This is a genomic window from candidate division WOR-3 bacterium, from assembly GCA_039801085.1.
In the GTDB taxonomy this organism is placed as follows: domain Bacteria; phylum Hydrothermota; class Tepidihabitantia; order Tepidihabitantales; family Tepidihabitantaceae; genus JAOABP01.
Map to the genome: position 1 here is coordinate 21461 of JBDRTY010000004.1, position 19850 is coordinate 41310.

17 protein-coding genes are annotated in these 19850 nt (G+C 47.8%); 5 read left to right on the forward strand and 12 right to left on the reverse strand.

Annotated elements, in window-relative coordinates:
• Positions 1-54: 54 nt before the first annotated feature.
• Genes ABIK48_07550 through ABIK48_07580 form a run of 7 tightly spaced genes read right to left on the reverse strand, consistent with a single transcriptional unit; the run spans position 55 to position 7449 of the window.
• Complete coding sequence (locus ABIK48_07550; GenBank protein MEO0022008.1) at positions 55-1287, reverse strand: competence/damage-inducible protein A; 1233 nt, start codon at positions 1285-1287, stop codon at positions 55-57.
• A gap of 1 nt (position 1288) precedes the next feature.
• Complete coding sequence (locus ABIK48_07555) at positions 1289-1756, reverse strand: phosphatidylglycerophosphatase A (GenBank protein ID MEO0022009.1); 468 nt, start codon at positions 1754-1756, stop codon at positions 1289-1291.
• Between the two features lie 21 nt (positions 1757-1777).
• Positions 1778-2683: a protein translocase subunit SecF gene (secF, locus tag ABIK48_07560; GenBank protein MEO0022010.1), complete on the reverse strand. Its 906-nt coding sequence runs from the start codon at positions 2681-2683 to the stop codon at positions 1778-1780.
• A gap of 1 nt (position 2684) precedes the next feature.
• Positions 2685-4316 (reverse strand): protein translocase subunit SecD, encoded by a 1632-nt coding sequence (gene secD / locus ABIK48_07565; GenBank protein MEO0022011.1) that lies wholly within the window; start codon positions 4314-4316, stop codon positions 2685-2687.
• A gap of 32 nt (positions 4317-4348) precedes the next feature.
• The gene (locus tag ABIK48_07570; protein MEO0022012.1) at positions 4349-5068 is read right to left on the reverse strand and encodes a pyridoxine 5'-phosphate synthase; all 720 of its coding nucleotides are present in this window, start codon (positions 5066-5068) and stop codon (positions 4349-4351) included.
• Between the two features lie 51 nt (positions 5069-5119).
• Complete coding sequence (locus tag ABIK48_07575; protein MEO0022013.1) at positions 5120-6283, reverse strand: glycosyltransferase; 1164 nt, start codon at positions 6281-6283, stop codon at positions 5120-5122.
• Positions 6284-6285: 2 nt separating this feature from the next.
• Positions 6286-7449: a glycosyltransferase family 1 protein gene (locus ABIK48_07580; GenBank protein ID MEO0022014.1), complete on the reverse strand. Its 1164-nt coding sequence runs from the start codon at positions 7447-7449 to the stop codon at positions 6286-6288.
• Between the two features lie 90 nt (positions 7450-7539).
• On the opposite strand from ABIK48_07580, the gene ABIK48_07585 reads away from it, so the two are divergent.
• Positions 7540-8619, forward strand: a complete 1080-nt coding sequence (locus tag ABIK48_07585; protein MEO0022015.1) for a glycosyltransferase family 1 protein — start codon at positions 7540-7542, stop codon at positions 8617-8619.
• Here ABIK48_07585 and ABIK48_07590 read toward each other — a convergent pair.
• The 5 genes from ABIK48_07590 to polA form a co-directional block, all read right to left on the reverse strand.
• On the reverse strand, positions 8590-9933 hold the full coding sequence (locus tag ABIK48_07590) for an O-antigen ligase family protein (protein MEO0022016.1): 1344 nt from the start codon (positions 9931-9933) through the stop codon (positions 8590-8592). The two genes, ABIK48_07585 and ABIK48_07590, sit on opposite strands and share 30 nt — an antisense overlap.
• Before the next feature lie 71 nt (positions 9934-10004).
• The gene (locus ABIK48_07595; protein MEO0022017.1) at positions 10005-11408 is read right to left on the reverse strand and encodes a flippase; all 1404 of its coding nucleotides are present in this window, start codon (positions 11406-11408) and stop codon (positions 10005-10007) included.
• A 48-nt stretch (positions 11409-11456) separates the two neighbouring features.
• The gene (locus ABIK48_07600) at positions 11457-12686 is read right to left on the reverse strand and encodes a Wzz/FepE/Etk N-terminal domain-containing protein (protein MEO0022018.1); all 1230 of its coding nucleotides are present in this window, start codon (positions 12684-12686) and stop codon (positions 11457-11459) included.
• The gene (gene wecB, locus ABIK48_07605; GenBank protein MEO0022019.1) at positions 12683-13825 is read right to left on the reverse strand and encodes a UDP-N-acetylglucosamine 2-epimerase (non-hydrolyzing); all 1143 of its coding nucleotides are present in this window, start codon (positions 13823-13825) and stop codon (positions 12683-12685) included. Before wecB ends, ABIK48_07600 begins: the two co-directional genes overlap by 4 nt.
• Positions 13825-16326: a DNA polymerase I gene (polA, locus tag ABIK48_07610; GenBank protein MEO0022020.1), complete on the reverse strand. Its 2502-nt coding sequence runs from the start codon at positions 16324-16326 to the stop codon at positions 13825-13827. Before polA ends, wecB begins: the two co-directional genes overlap by 1 nt.
• Before the next feature lie 138 nt (positions 16327-16464).
• On the opposite strand from polA, the gene prfA reads away from it, so the two are divergent.
• Genes prfA through ABIK48_07630 form a run of 4 tightly spaced genes read left to right on the forward strand, consistent with a single transcriptional unit; the run spans position 16465 to position 19837 of the window.
• Positions 16465-17535 carry a peptide chain release factor 1 gene (gene prfA / locus ABIK48_07615; GenBank protein MEO0022021.1) on the forward strand — a complete coding sequence of 357 codons (1071 nt, stop codon included), beginning with the start codon at positions 16465-16467 and terminating at the stop codon, positions 17533-17535.
• The gene (prmC, locus tag ABIK48_07620; GenBank protein MEO0022022.1) at positions 17532-18380 is read left to right on the forward strand and encodes a peptide chain release factor N(5)-glutamine methyltransferase; all 849 of its coding nucleotides are present in this window, start codon (positions 17532-17534) and stop codon (positions 18378-18380) included. Before prfA ends, prmC begins: the two co-directional genes overlap by 4 nt.
• Complete coding sequence (locus ABIK48_07625) at positions 18377-19219, forward strand: NAD(+)/NADH kinase (GenBank protein ID MEO0022023.1); 843 nt, start codon at positions 18377-18379, stop codon at positions 19217-19219. The genes prmC and ABIK48_07625 overlap by 4 nt, the downstream gene beginning before the upstream one ends.
• Complete coding sequence (locus ABIK48_07630) at positions 19220-19837, forward strand: CDP-alcohol phosphatidyltransferase family protein (protein ID MEO0022024.1); 618 nt, start codon at positions 19220-19222, stop codon at positions 19835-19837.
• Positions 19838-19850: the final 13 nt, after the last annotated feature.

A 19850-nucleotide genomic window follows, 5' to 3' on the forward strand; every position in this document is an offset into this window, starting at 1 on the left:
ATCTTCTGAAGAAATGACCTCACAAATAATAAACTAACGCCAGAGCCTGAAGCCTCAGCCGCACCGTGATCTGTTCAAAATGCGCCTTAACTGATCAATGGCAGTCCAGGCGGCACGCTGCTTAATTAAACTCCGTGTACCGGAGAAGATACATCGCAGAACCCGTTTCTTTTTGCCTGCGAGCACACCGATATATACCAAACCCACCGGTTTCGACTTTGTTCCGCCTCCCGGCCCGGCAATGCCCGAAACCGCAACTGCACAATCGGCACCGGTTATCCGGATCACCCCCTTAAGCATTTCATTAACTGTCTCCTGACTAACCGCCCCGTACCTTTCCAGAGTTAATTTACTCACACCCAGCAGATTCACCTTGATATCATTAGCATAGGCAATTATCCCGCCCCGAAAATAATCGGATGAACCCGGGACGCTGGTAATCAAATCCCCCACTAACCCGCCAGTACAGGATTCAGCAGTTGCAACGGTAAGCCGATTTTTACGGAGCAGTTCACCAACAATTTGGACTAAGCTCTTATCACTTAGGGCATAGACATTGTCCCCTAATAATTTAGCTGCAAAACTGGCACAGTTCTTGACACTGAATTCGTCCGGTCCGCTAAAAACCAGATCCAGACCGGAGACTGAAGGGTAATAACCAATTTGAACGCGGAAAAACTTTTTCAGGTTCTTTTCAAGCTTCGGCGCTAACTGTGATTCAATCAGACCAAAGGTTCTAACCAGGGCGGTATATATTCTTTCGCGGTTGACAATTTTATTTTTTAAATAATCTACAATTCCGTCATTAAACAGTGCTTCCACTTCCTGCGGAACCCCGGGGAGGAGAATAATAATACTGCCCTGGTGTTCAATTGCCATTCCGGGAACCATGCCAATCGGATTGGGGAAAACCGTCACTCCTTGGGGAACATAAGCCTGCTTCTCCGCAAGCTTGGGCATTTTCACCTTCCTCTTTTCGAATATCAGCTGAATTCTTTTTCTGAGGGCAGAGTCCATCCGCAATGGACGATTGATCAGCCCGCATACGGCCATAAGTGTCCGGTCATCATCGGTCGGTCCGAGACCGCCAGTAATAATTATCAATCTAACCCGAGTCAGCGATTCTGCCAGCGCCAGCTGAATGTCTTTCTCATCATCGCCAACTCGAATTATCCGTTTAACGCTGATACCTAGCTCTGCCAGACGCCGGGCAATAAAAGCAGAATTTGTATCTATTACGCTGCCCCTCAGCAGTTCATCACCAATTACAATCAACTCACAAACCATTTTACCCCCTTAAAGGCGGCAAAATGAACAGCAGTAATCTCAAAACCAGATTGGCGCAGATGCCCGCCAAAACGTCATCCATCATTACTCCCCAACCACCTTTTAATCGCTGAACACGATCTATAAAGGGGAGTTTTAAAATATCAAAACCGCGCCAGAGAATAAAACCGACAGCCAGCCCAAGTATTGAAACAGGATTGTAAAAAAAGGTAATGAAAGTTCCTTCAATTTCATCAATAGTCACCCGGGACGGATCTTTCCCCCAGACCTGCTCCAGATCACCGGCAACCCATACCCCGAGAAAGAAAATAACTATGATCAACAGAAGCGACAGGAGCGGCAGTCGTGCCAGGAAATAAGCAGGCAGAAGCGTAAAAAGGCTTGTTATTGTGGCTGGGGCAAAAGGAAAATAACCAGTATATATCCCCGAACCGATTAGGGACTGAATTTGAAATTTAAAACCCTTCAATTCGGATTGAGTATATAAATACTAACGCCGACGGCGCGTCGGAAACCGCTCTTCTGTCTCTACTACCAGATTGGCAACAATGAAGATTGAGGAGTAGGTTCCGAAAATAATGCCGACGGTCATTACAAAGGCAAAATCCCGAATCTCCGCTGTAGCGAGAACAAGCAGAGCAATCGTTACAAACAGTGTGGTCAGACCGGTAATAACCGTGCGACTGAGAGTCTGATTGATAGCAAGATTGGCCACTTCGGCAAAACTTTCCTTGCGAATTTTCCTCGTATCCTCTCGAATCCGATCGGAAATCACGATTGAGTCGTTGACCGAATAACCAATGACTGTGAGTATCGCTGCGATCAGCGTTGTCGTAATTTCCTTGTTAAAAAGCGAACAGAAACCAAGAACAATCAAAGTATCATGAATCAGGGCAAGAACTGCTCCAGTTCCAAATCTGAAGTCAAACCGGAAACTTACATAAATAAGGATTCCAATAATACCAAGCAGAATTGCCAACAGCACCTTACTCTGCAGTTCCTTGGAAATACGGGGTCCGACCGCCTCATCCCGAACAATCTCAAATGTAATATTGGGAAAGGAAGCAGCAAACTGCTGGCGCAAACGGGTAGAAAATCCCGATTCATCTCCGGCCTTATCCCTCGGTTTTACCCGGATGAGAAAATCCCCGGTTTCTGTCTGTTGAATTGAAGCTCCGCTCTCTCCCATCGCTGAGAGTACTGAACGCACCGCATCAATCTTCACCGGCTGGGAGAAATGCACCTGCACCAGACCGCCACCGGTGAAATCAACTCCGTAACGGAACCCTTTGAACACAATTAAAAGAACACTAACCAGCACAAGCAGCAAAGAAATTATAAAGAAGATTTTGCGGTTTTTAATGAACTGTATGTTAGTATTGCCGATAAGTTTCATATTAAATCCTCAGGGTTTTGACTTCAAAACGGGAAAGAAACAGGTCGAAGATAAATCTGGTCAGGAAAACTGCGGTCATAACATTGATAACCAGACCGACTGCAAGGGTAATGGCAAACCCCCTGACCGGACCTGATCCGATAAAATACAATGCAATTGCTGTTATTATCGTCGTGGCATTAGCGTCGATGATCGTAACCAGTGCCCGTTGGTACCCGGTGTCAACTGCTGCCATTGGTGTCTTCCCCGATTTCGACTCTTCGCGAATGCGTTCAAACACGAGCACATTCGCATCCACTGCCATTCCAATCGTCAGGGCAATACCGGCAAGACCGGGAAGGGTCAAGGTCGCTCGAAGTGCAGCCAGAATCGACAGCAGCAGAAAAATATTGAGAAACAATGCTAAATCAGCAAGGATTCCACCCGCCCCATAGTAAACCAGCATAAACAGAAGCACCGCAATCGCACCGACCGCACTGGCAATCAGACCCCGCCGGATGGCATCGGCTCCAAGGGAAGCGCCAATCGAACGTTCTTCCACAACTACTACCGGTGCCGGCAGTGCACCAGAGTTCAGAACAATTGACAGATCCTTGGCCTTGTCGCCACGACGGTCGTTCATGGTTATCTGCCCCCGGCCGTTCGGAATGCGCTCCTGAATACGGGGAGCAGAACGTACAACGCCATCCAGTACTATTGCCAGTCTGCGACCAACATTCCGGCCCGTTACCTGAGCAAATCTGGCAGCACCCTCGCGGTCAAGCTCAAAATTGACCACCCAAGTATTTGCCCGTTCAAGATCTGCACCCTGATAGATTGCCGGTTCAGCCCGACGCAACCGGGTACCCACCAGTTCCGGCTCACTTTTCAACAGATACACCCGCACAACCTTCCCATACTCTTCTGCCTCCACCGGACCAAAACGGAATTCATACCCCTGGGGCCAGAATTCTCTGCCCTGCAGTAAGAGCCGGGAAAAGGCTGCAGTATCATCGGCAGCAATCATTAAATCCAGCTCATCTCCTTCATCCTTTATGTAACTCAATAGCGAACCGGGTATCCCTCTTTCGGATGTAGTGTCCGACTCAACGCGGCTCACGGTATCAACAACTGGAGTAATCAAACCTGCCGTCTGAAGTTTCTCATCGATTACTTTTAAGGCATCGTAGACTTTAGCCTTCTCTTCAACCAGCTGAAATGTCAGGTGCGCCGGCTGTTTGATGATATTTAATGCCCGCTCGCGGTCGACTCCGGGTAGTTGAACCAGAATTCTGCCTTTATCTGTTTTCTGGATCGTGGGTTCAAAAACACCAAACTGATCAATTCGATTTCTGATTACTTCCAGTGCCAAATCCGGCGCTCTTCTTGCCTCCTCTTCGCTCAGCTGACTACGGTCAATATCCAGAACCACATGCATTCCTCCAACCAGATCCAGCCCCAGATGAATAATTCTTTTTTCATAAAGAGCAGCCTTGTGCCGGTTAAATTCAACCATCTCGGTGAGAACTGCCTGACTGTCTGCTCTGGTTACTGCCTGTGCCAGTTTCTCCTTAAGGAAACGTTCCTGGCGTGGAAGAAGGATATATAACTGGAAACTGGGCCAGAGCAGAAAGCCGGCAATGATTATAATCACCAGCCAGACTGCAAGCCTTATTCTCGCACCTCTCAAGTCCGCACCTCCTGAATAATCCTTTTCATTTCAAACACTGCTTCCTTTAAACCAACAAAAACCGCCCGGGCGATGATCGCAAAACCGATGGAAAAACCCTGGGCAATATTCTCCTCGAGTATCGGAACAACATTGGAATAATCCAACCCATGGCCGACATGAACAGTCAGTCCCGAAGTCCGCGCTGCCTCCGCGGCAATTTTCAGACGCCTGAGCTGCAAATCGCGCCGCACCCGATCCTTGCTGTAACGGTCAGTGTTCAATTCTACAACTTGAGCCCCGATCTCTGCTGCGCTCTTAATTTGATCCGGATCGGGTTCAACGAATATACACACCCTGACCCCTGACTTTTTCAAAGATGCAACTATTCTCTGCAGTGCCCTTTTCTGTTTTATGACATCAAGCCCCTGTGTGGTAGTGACTTCAGTCACCACCTCCGGCACAAGCGTGACCTGAGCAGGTTTTATTCTGCGAAGAAAGTTAACCGTTGATGTTACTGGCGCAGCTTCAACCGTCAATTCAGTTTTGATCGTTTGGCGCAAAAGTTTGACATCGCGGAAATTAATATGTCGCTGATCCTGTCGCAAATGAACAGTAATGCCATCCGCTCCCCCCAGCTCTACGAGCGTTGCCGCCTGAACCGGATCGGGGAAATTTTCGCGCCGCGCCTGGCGTAATGTGGCAATATGATCGATATTCACCGACAGCAAACGCATTATGCGATTTTAGACAAGAAATTTAATACTGTCAAATTAAATCAGCGGGCATTAATCTGCCCTTCTTTCGGTTCTTAACCAGTTATATTTAACCCGTTTCCCGAAAAAGTACTGCCAGTAACCGACAATTAGTGCCCAGTTAACCCAGATATAATACTGCGGCAGCAGAAACTTTCTCAGTTTTCCCTTTGCATATGGAACCAGCGGTGTAGTTAAATATGTAAGAAGCTGCAGAATCAGTAAAATCCGGAAAAAGGGTATCGTTACTTTAATCGCGGACGCAATTAAAATTGATAGCAGAATGAAGGGAACGAACCACCGGAGATATTTATGCGAAAATAATACCCAGGCAACAGCTCCATATTTGGGTAATAAAATTCTGCTGTACCGGAAGATCTGCTGAACATTACCGCGATTCATTCGCGCCTTGCGACTGAATTCGATTTCTGGGGGTTCAACTTTGGTCCAAGCAACTGATTTTGGCTCATACACTGACTTGTATCCCTGCTGGAAAACAAATATCCCCAGCACATAATCATCGTTGATAATATCATGCGGTAATGGTCTGACAAGGGAACGACGAACGAACATTGCGTAACCGGAAATACCGACCGTACATCCAATCATCCCTTCTAATTCCTTTAATTTGTTTTCATACCGGTCCCAGATGCTTTCTGCAATATTGCCCTCTTTATTCCGGCGGACATAGGCGGTTGCCACCATCCCCACTTTCGGATCACGAAACCGCTCAACACCCGCCTTTAACGCCTCGGGTTCAAGCAGGACATCGGCATCCGTAAAAAGAATAATTTCCCCTGATGCTTTTTCTGCGAGCATGTTAATAACCGCACTTTTCCCCAATCGTTCATTCACAGTAATCAGTCTGATTCGACTGTCACTTTCAGCAAAGCTTTGGACAATTTCATTTGTTCGATCCGTAACGGCATCAGTGCCGACAAGTATCTCCAGTTTATCCGCCGGATAATCAAGTTCCTGACAATTACGCAACTTGGTACCGATCGTCAGCTCTTCATTCCAAGCGGCGATCGCAATCGTCACACTGGGAAACTCCTGATATTGGGGCAAATTGACTCTATCTTTATCCTTACGACGAATCTTCACTATCAAAAAAAGAACCAGCGGAAAGATAAACCAGTGATACACAAATAGAATCAAAGGTGTCCAGAAAAGTAAAACGGCGGTCAGGTCGAACATCATCACTCCTTAAAAGAGAAATAGGCCAAGACCTTCTGATATAGCGCGAGATGTTTTTCCGCCGTTTCCTTCCAGGTAAACTGATTAACCCACTTGCGCCCCCTGATTATTATTTCACTCCGCAGCTGCTCGGATGTCAGAAGCTGTCGTAATTTAATCTCAAGAAGATTGGAGTCGCTGGGAGGAAACAGCAGAGCTGCATTGCCAGCCGCCTCGGGTATTGAAGAGGCATCAGACGCAACCACTGGACAGCCGCAGGCCATCGCTTCCAAAATCGGCATGCCAAAGCCTTCATACCAAGATGGATATACCAAACACTGAGCTAAATTGTACAAGCCCACGAGTAAATCATCGGCAACGTAACCAAGATAATGAACTCGGTCACCGATGCCAAGATTTATAGCGTACTGGCGTATTTTTTCTGCTCCTAATCCCTCCTTTCCTGCCAGAACAACCCCATCAGTCAAACCTTCTGCCATCAGCTTTTTGGCAGCACGAAAAAGTGCCTCGAGGTTTTTCCGATGTTCAATTACACCGACACTGAGCAAAAAACGCTGAGGCAGATTGAATCGGGTACGAATACCGGTAAGAAACCCGGAATCATGGCACGGCTGGAACTTGGAGTCAACCCCGTGGTGGATGACAGTAATTTTGTCTTCCGGCACCTGCATTAAGGATATAAGATCATTTTTAGTTGCATCAGACACCGCGATAACCACGGCTGAACGCCTCACTGCATTCTGCACCTGATAAATCATATAACGGCGGTAAATCCGGGTATACGCCTGCGGCGTTTTTAGAAATGCCAGATCATGGACAGTGGTTACACAGGGACAGTTTGCATTTAACGGAACAACAAAGTTCGGTCCGTGAAACAGTGCGACTTTTCGCTGGCTCAAATAACGGGAAGCAAGCAAATTGAGCCATAGCGGCGAATACAGTTGCGCCACTTTACCATCTTCGCGATAGAATCTGCCTAGGGCGACATACTCGCAGTCAGGTGGAATTTCTCCTGGCCGATCCGGCCTATCTCCCAGCAGCAGATATGTGAACTCCGATTTCAGAGCAATAAGATGATAAATCAGTTCCGATATGTAATTGCCGATCCCGGTTTTCGGACGCAAAAGTTTACGTACATCTAGTGCAACTGTTTTCCTGGGCTTCATTTTTCTTTTCACTATAGAAGCATTTCACTACAAGTCAAGGATACGAAAAGGCGAACTTGAATTGGTAAATTCCAATGCTATTTTAAGGCTATGAACCTGCTCGTTGATGCCTCATTTCATACCGGCATCAGAGTGGGAATTGCGCGCTATATCGAATGTCTGGTACGGGAATTAAGTTCTCTGTGCAATGTCACGCTGCTTACCTCTGTCCCGGAAGTGTTTTCGAGTGTAAAATGCAACACAATTTCAATCCCCGCATGGACTAAAAGTCACCGTGGCAGGCTGTTGTGGCAATTTACCAAACTGAGAAACTATTGCATAACAGATTATGATCTGCTTTTCTGTCCAACTCCGGTGGCGCCACCATTCTGTTCAATCCCGGTCATATCTGTCGTCCATGATCTGACACCTCTCATTGCCCACCAGCTCCATGGTTCTAAGTATAAAGCAAGCTTTCTGGTCGCACTCAAAAGTCTTGCATGGGCAGATTATATAGTTGCTGATTCTCATTATACGAAACAACAGATTATCAAAAGAGGTTTGTTTCCAGCTGAAAAAATAAAAGTAATTCATCTTGGACCCGGGATCGTTGAATCTTTCGGAAATTGTGACTTGGGGCTCGAATTTCAACCTTATATCTTGTATGTCGGGGGCCATATCCCAAATAAAAATGTTCCCCGACTGATTACAGCCTTTTCCCAAATTAACCATCCTGCTCACACTAAATTGGTGCTCGTTGGCTGGGGGACACCGGAACAGATTGGCTTAACCCTCGCCACCATTGACAGAACAGGCATACGTGACCGCGTCATCCTTATGCCCGAAATATCTGACCAGGAATTATCAAGTCTGTATCACCACTGTTCTCTGTTTGTTTTCCCCTCACTCTGTGAAGGCTTCGGTCTGCCGGTTCTGGAGGCAATGTACCATGGTGCCCCGATCGCCTGTAGTTATTCCTCCAGTTTACCGGAAATTGCTGCTAATGGCGCTCTCTATTTTGATCCGACACGAACAAGAAGCATCCGTAACACGGTTGAATTACTCCTCAACAATCAAACCTTGTGCCATCAATTAAGCAGCACAGCCCGGAAACGTGCTCAATTGTTCTCCTGGAAGAACGCTGCTCAGGAATTATTACAGTTAGCCGGGAAAGTCGTTCGCACCCGCTGACGAGTTAGAAGCCACTCGCCGCAGCGCCATCGCCAGCCCGAACCACATCCCGATTACCATGAAGGTGCTACTGAGTGAGTCAAAAAAGCTGTGAGCAGCAAAGGCAATCAGTGCCGCGGTCACACCGAGCGCGGTATATTGAAACTGGTTCTTCACCTTTCCCGCCAAACGGTCAGTTCGTACAATAGTGCTGAACAATAAAATAACAAACAACAAAAATCCAACTAATCCCAAATCAGCCATCATTTCCAGGTATAGGTTATGGGTGCTGAAGTAAACCTTGGGATCGGCAAACCTGGGGTAACCATAAATATACTTGATAAAACGAAAGTTCTCCCAACCAACACCAAACAGCCAGTTCTTCCGGGCAACCAGCAAACCGAAATTCCATAATATCAAACGAGCAATAAAAGCCGGGTCATTCAAACTTGTGCCTTCCAGCCTGCTGATGAACAGACTCCGGAAAAAGCTGAACACAATCACAAATACTCCTCCCGCTCCAGTTATTGCTCCCAGAATAGGTGAGCGTGTCTTGAATAAAAGATAAAGAAGCGCAATTCCCATACCAAACCAAGCACCGCGTGAACGGGTAAACACCAGACCGATCAACAGAATAACGACAACAAAACCGAGGTACAGACGGTGTAAAAACCGACGTTCACCCAACACGATACCCAGCAATGCTGACGCCAGCGTGGCAATCAGCATCCCCAGTGCATTCAAATCAAGGATCCCGAACGGCACGGAGAGCTTTTTTCCCCCGAAGGTATCAACGAATCCGGCTGAGTATCTCACTAAAAGCGGAAGCAGAATTACACATACTACCACACCAGTGGCGATCGCATTTATCAGCTCTTTCACCTTCTGGAGATCCTGCGGCACAATCGCAAAAAAGTACCCCAGAATAAATACCCCCCAGATCAGTACATTGCAGATAATGAAGAAGTGTTCGGTCGGACCCCGGATAACCGCAACAATAAAGGAAATTATAATCCAGACCAGAAGCCCGGGGCCAACAAAACGCTCCGGTGGTAATAAACACCCCCAACTTCTCTCCGGGGAATTGAACTTTCCCCAAGAAGTAAATCGTAAGAGAATCAGCAAACCGATTATCGATGGGAAAAATATAAATTGGTGATAATCGTTAGGAATCAGCTGACAGACAGCCAAAGGTGCAACTAACGACGCCGCGAGCAGCAGAAGCTGCACCTTATGGAACAGCAACATCAAAAATACAATCTGAAAAGGTGCAATATAAACGAGCCAGGCAAACTCTTTGTTTCCGGTGGAAACGAAATACAGAAACCCCGCCAAACAGACAGACTGCACTGTTACCAGAGGCAGTAATCCCTTGAAATCAATCTGCTTACTGGACACAGAGAAGATCATCTCAATCGGTTGAAAAATGATTTGAAGATTTCCAGATCCGCACCCTTGATTTCACGGAATACAAACAGCAGTATAATATATATCCAAAGTCCCGTAGATAGGCCCAGCAGAATATGTACTCGTGCAACAACTGCTGCTGCCACACCAGCGGGCAACAATGAAATAACTACTCGCAACAGGCTCTTTCCCACAAAACTCAGTCCTGCCCGGTAGCGATTGATTATTTGCCAGATAGCGAAGTAAAAAACTCCGCTGGCGAATTCAGCAGCAACAATAGCAATCGCTGCACCCAATGGACCCAACCGGCGAATAAGAATCAGATTGAGGAGCACATTGATCACCAGCGCGGATGCGGTTTGTACCGTCATCCAGCGTGCGCGCTGCGTCGCCATAAAATAATTGCTGAACACCGAGGTGAAACCAGTGGCAAAAGCCCACCATACCAGAATCCGCAGAACCATACCTGCTGATTGATAGTTGTTGCCGTAAATAAAAATAATTAACTGCTCAGCCAGAATCATCCCTAAAATAGCAACGGGCAATAGCATCACGATTATCCATCTTAGAGCGCGTGTCAATAACTGTTTCAATCTGGCAGTATCAGTTAAAAATGTACTGGAAAAAACCGGATAAAGAGCACTGGAAAAAGAAATCCCAAGGAAGTTCAATCCCGCTACCAGTCGGAATCCCGCATTATAAACCCCGACTGCTTTATCACCCGCAAGCTTGGCAAGCAAAGTCGACCCGTTCCAGTAATAAAAGAGCACAAATATGACACTGACGCCAATCGGTAATCCTTCGCGCAACAGTTCGCGCCATTTTTTAAAATTGAAACTCAGACTTATAGGGATAAATTTGCGCGTAAGGATAACTAATCCCGTAACAGTAGCAACCAGCCCTGCGCCGGCATATAACCAAGCGTAATGTGCCGAAACCGGTGGGAACCTCTTGAGGATCAGCACGCCGGTCAACAGTATCAGCCCCTGAATTACACGAATCAACGCCGTAAATTCCATCCGCTGAAACCCCTGAAAAATATTACAAAAATAGGCTACAAACGCAGTCTCAAGCACAAAGAGACTGCAGATATATACAATTGTCCGATTTTCCGGCGGATATCCTAAAATATTGACTGACACCCCGATCAATATCATTACCAGAAATGCTATTACCAACTTGATCGCCATTGCATTGCTTACCAATTCATCAACCGAGCGCTGCTTCCGGGCAATTTCGCGTGCCGCTACCGCACCCAATCCCAGATCGGTAAGTGCAGAAAACATTGTTGCGTACGCGAAGCCGAAGGAAAGTATCCCGTATCGTTCCACCCCAAGATGCCGAGCGGCAAGCACATAGAAAAAGAACATTAAAACTTTATTAGCGATATCTGCAATCGACAAAAAAAGGGTATTTAATGCTATTCGGCTATAACCTGACTCCGTCACTTCTTAGCTGTGCCGGCGGAGGGACTTTATGCGCAAAAACCCGGCGAGTGCAGACTTAAACTCTTGTCTCAGATTATACCATTTTTCGTATTCAGCAGGTTTGGCGTTCTGCAGAAATTGAAAATATTCATTAGCAAAGGCATAGAGCACACTTAAGCCAAAACTGAACAGAAATGCCGCAATCACCAGCCCCCCTCGACGTGGAAAACTATGACGCTGGGGAGGAACTGCATAATCAAGAACCGTTAACGTTGGTGCATCCCGCGCCTCCAGTACCTTGGCATACTCATATTGCTGGTAAAGCATGGCATAGGTTTCTTCCTGAATCCGATAATCACGGTAGCGACGGGCAAACTCCGCCCCGATTGAGGGCAGGTGACTGAAGTCAACGGCAAATCCGACCCCAAATCCCTGGCGTCCTCCCCCCTGCTCAAGTCTCCGTAACTGATCTAAAAATGCATTAACTTCACGCTGCAGATTGAGAAAATAGGGATTATCAGGACTGGCAATATCCCGCACGGCATCAAGCTCCGCCTGTTTCAGATATGCCTGTGATTTCAGGCGGGCATAAGCATCAATTGCCGCCCGGGTCTCTTCGTCAACCGCTACAACTTTATGTGTGACCTGGAACGCTGTCAATGATTCCTGAGCCGCTGCGAGTGTCTTCTGAACATCCTGCAGCCTTTTTTCGAGAAACAGGCGCATGTTTCGACCTCTGCTAATATTGGAAGTTCTAAGAAATTGATCCAGTTCACTGATATAGCAATTCGCTACTTTGGCTGCCAGCTGCGGGTTTTTCGCCTCAACCGCAATCCGCACAATACCCTCATCAGTCACACTCACTCTGGTCATTCGCGCCAACTGCTTGCGGGTCTTCTCGGTATTCACGGGGTTAATCCTGTAGTAATAAGCAACACTGCAAATTTCTGCAACCCGGTCCATCACCGTGCGACTGGTCAGTATTCCGGCCATGATTTCTGAGGCACCGGTAGCGCTTCCGAACGCCCCGAGTCGCAGTCTGGAAAGTCCTCCTCCTACTCCTCCACCCAATATACTGGTCAGCCCGAACAGATCTCCCTCCTCATTCGGGGGCAAAAGTTGTGCTACCGCCGTATAGCGTCGCGGTAGAATGTAACTGACTGCGAGTACGAGAAGGGTTACTACTAACGTATTTATTATAATTAAACGCCGCCACTGCAGGATGACACTGAGATAAGTTGCTATTCTGCTCACTTCCAGAGTTTAGAAGAATTGTACCCAGTGTCAATCGATGCCAACCATTTGAGGAGGATCTTCCTTATCCGTATTGCTGCCTTGCCGTCCCCAAATACCGCACAGCGTCGAACCATTTGACGGTAGGTGTTAATATTGTTTAGCAGACATTCGGTTACCTTCACAATCTGCTCGGGTTCTACGCCTGCCAATACCGCTGTACCGTATTCAAGTGCTTCAACACGTTCGGTCTTTTCTCTTAGAATTACTACCGGTTTTCCAAGCATCGGTGCCTCTTCCTGAATGCCGCCCGAATCAGTTAGGATTAAATATGCCTGCTTCATCAAGGCAAGAAAATCCGGATATTCAACGGGCTCAATCAGCCGGATCTGCTTTTCTTTGCCTAACATATCGTTGATTGTCTTACTGACTTGGGGATTGGGATGAACTGGGATGACCATTCGGACGTCCGGGTATCTGCGGACTATTGTCGCCATTGCTTGGCAAATTCCCTTAAGTGGTGCTCCGAAACTTTCCCGGCGATGCAGTGTTACCAGCAGCAACCGGATATTTTTTGTACGACAAGACGAAATCTGATCCCTGCTCAAAATCTGTTTAACAGCATCAATAACTGTATTCCCGGTTACATAAATTCTGCTGTGATCGATACCCTCCGCAATCAAATTTTCCCGTGCCCGCGGGGTCGGAGCGAAGTGAATGTCGGCAATTGCCGAAATGCAACGGCGGTTAATCTCCTCCGGAAATGGGGCATACTTGTCGTAGGTCCGCAAACCGGCTTCAATATGTCCCAACGGAATCTGCTGATAATAGCCGGCAAGTGCAGAAGCAAAGGCACTGGATGCATCACCCTGGACCAGCAGCATATCCGGCCTTTCCTGCTTCAATAACGGCTCCAGCCCTCTTAAAGTTTTAATCACCACATCCGACAATGATTGCCGTTTTGTCATAATATTCAAATCATAATCCGGCACAATCTTGAAAATATTCAGCACCTGATCGAGCATCTGGCGGTGTTGAGCTGTAACCACTACAATCGTATGAAACTTATCACGATGCCGCTGCAGTTCCTTTATTACCGGCGCAACCTTGATTGCTTCCGGTCTCGTCCCGAATGAAATCATAACCCTGAACCGCGGCATCAATGCGCCTCCCCCCAGCTTCTGCCTACCCCGATATCGACCTTCAATGGAACTTTAAGCTGCCAGGCATTCTCCATCTCCGATCGGACCATATCCCTTACTGCCGAACACTTTTCCTCCTCCACCTCCAGCAACAACTCATCGTGGATCTGAAGTATCATTCCACCACGCACACCCATCTCCTGCAACCGCTGGTCTATTCTGATCATCGCCGATTTCATAATATCCGCAGCTGAACCCTGCATCGGGGCATTCAGTGCCATCCGGAGTGCCATCTCTACCTGCTGCCGAATTTCACTGCTGATTCCGGGAATGGGCCTCATTCTGCCTGAAATCGTGCGCACATACCCATCACGTTTCGCCACCTCGATTAGCTGTTCGCGCCACCGGGCGACTCCGGGAAATTTCAAAAAATACTCCTCCATAAAAACCCTTGCCTGTTCCCGGGGAATATCCATTCGGACAGCAAGACCCCAGTCACCCATACCGTAAATAAGACCGTAATTTACCATCTTGGCGATTCTGCGATGCTCAGGAGTAATTTGTTCAGGCGGTATATTCAGAATGGCTGAAGCGGTAGCGACATGAATGTCTTCGCCATTCTGGAAAGCCGCAATCAGATGTTCGTCCTCGCTGAAATGAGCCAAGACCCTGAGTTCAATCTGAGAGTAATCAGCTGAAATCAATACCATACCATGATCCGCGATAAAGCCCTTTCTTATTTTTTCCCCCAGTTCACCACGTATAGGAATATTCTGAAGATTTGGTTCGGAACTCGACAGCCTCCCGGTACTGGTTCCCCACTGATTAAAACGGGTATGAAGGCGATGAGAAACCGGGTCGGCCATTGTAGGCAAGGGCGCCAAGTAGGTAGTACATAATTTCTCCAGTTCGCGGTAACGCAATATTTCAGCAACAATCGGATGCTCACTTACCAGATTGGCTAATACCTCAGAACTGGTTGAAAAGCCGGTCTTGGTCTTTTTTCCTGTTGGCAATTTTAGATGGTCGAACAAAATCTCTCTCAACTGTTTTGGGGAACTGATATTGAACTGTCTCCCAGCAAGCTGCCAGATCTTACTTTCAATCGCATGGAGCTCTCCGCGTAAATCCCTCTCCAAGCTCCGGAAAAACTCCACATCGATTTTAACTCCGCGCTCTTCCATCTGCGCCAGAACCGGAACCAACGGCATTTCTAAACTATCGTATACCGAAGTCAAACCCCGTGCCAGCAGTTCGGGTATTAACGAATGGTAAACTCTAACTGCCCAGCCTGCTTGCTCAGATGGTGTTCGGACTTCAACACTCCGGTGTAATATCTGCCCGATAATATCAGCCGGGTTAAATCGTTTTCGATTCGGATCGATCAACCATGCCCCGATACAATTATCAAAGAAAGGGGGGACGATTTTTAACCGATACGGGCGCAGAATTTTAATCTGCTCTTTGAAATCAAATCCTGCCTTGATGAGAGAAGCTGATTGCAGAATCTGCTCGATAATCTCCCGGCACTCAACAGGAATCAGCACAACCTTTTCCCCGGAAACTGACACCCACAAACCACGCTCCGGCTCCCAAGCGATACCTGCTATTCCTGTTTTGTGCAACTCTTCTACAAACTGTTCGGTAGTGCGGTTCAATACGGTATTCACAACTTCAATTTTGGGGGTTTCTGCCTCATCGGTCTCCCTGAGCAGTGAACTGAACTCCAGCTCCTGGTAAAGTTGAACGAGTCGATTCTTATCCGGCTTTCCGGGGATTAAACTCTCAAGCTCCACTTCAATCCCGGCTGCAGTATCGATTTTCGCCAGCCGGCGGGATAGTAAAGCGAGATCCAAATAAGGCTGCAACTTTTCTTCTTTTTGTAAAGCCACCTCCAAGCTTCCATGTTTAAGCAGAATAGACTGAGCCCGCTTCGGACCAATCCCGGGCACACCAGGGATGTTATCGACTGCATCGCCTGCCAAGGCAAGGTAATCCGGTACCTGCTCCGGTAAGATACCCAACTTATCCTTGACATCATCCACCCGATAATATTTCTCCCGATAAGGATCATAGACTGAAACCATCCGGCTCACCAGTTGCAAAAGGTCTTTGTCCGAGCTGACGATTACCACTTCCAGCCCTTTTTCCGCGCCCAGCCGGGCAAATGTGCCAATGACATCATCAGCCTCATATCCGGGAATTTCAAAAATTTTCACACCCCATGCCTGCACCAGTGCTTTGGCATAGGGAACGGAATGAACCAATTCTGCCGGTACTTTCGGTCGCTGTGCCTTGTATTCACTGTAAAGCTCATCCCGGAACGTCTTTCCGGGAGCATCAAATACTACCGCGCAGTAATCCGGTTTCAGTTCCCTCAGTACCTTCCGTAATGTATTGGCAAAACCAAAAATTCCGGAAGTATTCATCCCCCGGGAATTGCGCAGTGGACTTCTGATAAAGGCAAAAAAACTGCGATAAAGTACCGAATGCGCATCCACCAGCACCAGTCTGCTCATCGGCAAATTTTATCACATGCATCCTGCTTTGCAAGAATTAAAATTAAACCTGCCGGACGCAACCCTTGACTGCCAGCATGATTTCAATGATAATAGTTAATACAACCGGTTGTAAATCTTATGCAAGGGTAAACAAATATGACTTCTGCCATATCAAAACTTGAGAACCGCTGTGAATCTTTGCGCCAGCGATGTGCTGAACTCGAAAAAATGCTCGCCGATCCTAATTTGCTCAATGACCCTACCCAATTACAGAAATTAACCCGAGAACACCGGCAACTGTGTGCAATACTAAAGCGCTATGAAAATTATCATCGGCTGACGAAAGAACTGCAAGAAGCCGAAGAACTGTTAAAAAGTGCAACCGAACACGAAATCCGGGACCTTGCGGAAGCTGAAATTCAGACCCTTCAAGCCCGGCTGCGGGAGATCGTACTCGAACTGGAATGGCTTACTCAACCCCGTCCCCCCGAATGGGATAAAGGCTGTGTGGTGGAAATTCGTGCCGCCGCCGGTGGCGAAGAGGCTGCTCTCTTTGCAGCTGATCTTTTCCGCATGTATACCCGTTTCGCTGAACGCCACCACCTGCAGATTGAAGTACTAACCTCCCGCCCCAGCGATCTCAACGGCTTTCGGGAAGTGATCTTCGCTGTTGAAGGAGAAACGCCGTTCCGGTATTTCCGTTTTGAGAGTGGTGTTCACCGCGTCCAGCGGATTCCGAAAACCGAAGCATCAGGCCGTATTCACACCTCAACCGTCACGGTGGCTGTTCTGCCGGAACAGGAAGAATCGGAACTGAAAATTAATCCTGATGATATCAAAATGGAAACCTTCCGGGCTGGCGGACACGGCGGCCAGAATGTGAATAAAGTAAGTTCGGCAGTCCGACTAACTCATCTCCCAACTGGTATTACTGTTGTCTGCCAGGACGAACGTTCCCAAGCCCGCAATCGCGCAAAAGCAATGAAAGTGCTTTTAGCCCGCTTGGGCGAAATTAAACGCCAGGAAGAAGCAAAAAAAACAACCGAAACCCGGCGTAAACAAATTGGCACGGGCGAACGAAGTGAAAAAATCCGGACCTATAACTTCCCCCAGAACCGGGTTACTGACCACCGGATTAACTTCTCGCTCTACAATCTTGAGGCTGTACTTGATGGTGAATTGGATCCTCTGCTGGCTGCATTGGAGAAAGCGGAGGCTGAACTGTGAAAACTGCACTCCGTACCTCGCACCTCCATTCACTCGCTCAACTCGTCCGCAATGCCTGCCACCTCATCCCCCGCGATGATGCCGAATATCTAGCCATGAGTTTTTTCTCTCTGAAAAGGAGTGAAATTTATCTGTCTCCAAAACCCGTCTCGCCGGAAATCACTCGCAACTTCTGGGCACTCGTAAAAAGAGCTGCCCGAGGTGAGCCACTGCAGTACCTCACCAATTCCGCACCATTTTTAAATCTCGATCTTTATGTTGACCCGCGAGTATTCATCCCCCGCCCCGAAACTGAGGAACTTGCACTCCGGGCACAACAGATGATTCATAATCCTGAAGTCATTGTGGATTACGGTACCGGCTCAGGCTGCCTTGCGATCGCCCTTGCCCAGATGTTCCCCGCAGCCCGAATCTTTGGAATCGATATTTCCGCTCCTGCCCTTACCGTCGCCCGCCTCAACGTCCGACGTTACCGCCTAGAAAAGAGAATCCGCCTGATTCAAGCACCGGCTTTGGATGTGCCACAATTGGAATTTCTGAAGAATAGCATTGACCTGCTGATTTCTAACCCGCCTTATGTACCGGAAAATCGCATCCCTGTTCTTGAACCCCGGGTTCGCAACCATGAACCCCTAATTGCCATCAACGGCGGCCCCAACGGCACAACGGTAATTAGAATGCTCCTCCAATCCGCCTCTGTCTATCTTCGCAAGAACGGACTTTTGGCACTGGAAATTGACGAAACTCAAGACAGTTTTGTCACCAAAATGCTCCCGGCAGCCCGTATCAAAACTGATCTTGCCGGTAAAATTCGTTACGCCTTCTGGCATAAAGGAGGGTTATGAAAATCGGTCTTGTTGTTAACTGGAACAAGCCGCTGGCGGAGAATTTCATTCCCGGACTCGTGGCCGATCTCAGTCGTAAGAAAATGAGCGTTACATTTATTGATTCTCCGCCACCGAAATTAAAAATTGCCGGCGTTGACCACAGCCGTAAAATTGATGATGTGGACCTGATCTTGGCCCTAGGCGGGGACGGCACTCTGCTCAGAGCAGTAAGACTTGCGGGTCGAAAGGGGAAACCGATCATGGGGGTCAATTTGGGCAGCCTTGGATTCCTCACTGAATTTTCACTCCCCGAGGCGCAAAGCGGAATCTCCGCTTTCCTTAATGGCAATTGTCTTATCGAGCAGCGGATACTCATTCAGGTAAAGTATGATCGCCGGTCTTCATTTGCGTTCAACGATTGCGCAATAAACATGGGAAAATCCGGACGGGTAATTGAAATCGCGGTAGAATACGGCAACACATTTGTAAACAAATTTGCCGGCGACGGACTCATTATTGCAACACCAACCGGATCAACCGCCTATTCACTGGCTGCGGGGGGGCCGGTTGTCTATCCTACTCTTTCGGCACTGGTGCTGACCCCGATCTGCCCGCATGCCCTTGCAGCCCGACCGATCGTTCTGCCGGTAGAACAGCCGGTCCGGCTCCGGCTTACGGGTAAATCACTGGATGCGATTCTGAATCTGGACGGTCAGGTGCGATGGCGGATAACACCGGAAAAGCCGGTCATAATCTCCCGGGCAGATTTCACAGTTCCATTGGTAGTGCACAGGAAAAAAAGTTACTTTGAAATTCTGCGCACCAAGCTGAACTGGACCGGTTCCCGGCAGATTTGAATGAACACCTCCTACAACCATCACTCCCCCAATAATCATGTCAAAATCATCACCATTCCCAATATTTTAAGTATTTCCCGATTACTGTTTCTGCCGCTGATACTTTTCTTTCTACTGCAGCACGAGTCAATTCTGGCAATTATCACTATGCTTGTATCATGGTCCACCGACGCACTAGACGGTTTTCTGGCACGACGCCTGAATCAGGTCTCTGACACTGGAAAGGTCCTTGACCACCTTGTTGACAAAATCTGGATTGCTGCGGTACTGGTTACACTGGTTTATTTGAGTGATCTCCCGCTCTACATTGCGGTCTCGGTGATCATCCGCGATCTGCTCATCTTGGCGGGCAGTTTCATGCTGATGAAATTCCGCGGAAAACTGGTGTCCTCCGACGCCGTCGGAAAACTGACCGGCCTCGCCTTCGCTCTGCTGATTCTATATTATACCCTGAGCATAAATAACCGGTTGACCGGCGTTTACAGTTTTATATCCGATCTAGAAAGGTATAAATATTTTGTCAATCTCACCGTGCTCGTTCTCATCATCATCTCTTTTCTCAATTACCTCGTATTATTCCTCCGGATCATGCTCAAACTGCGTTTCCCTGGAGATTAATCGTAAAAAACAT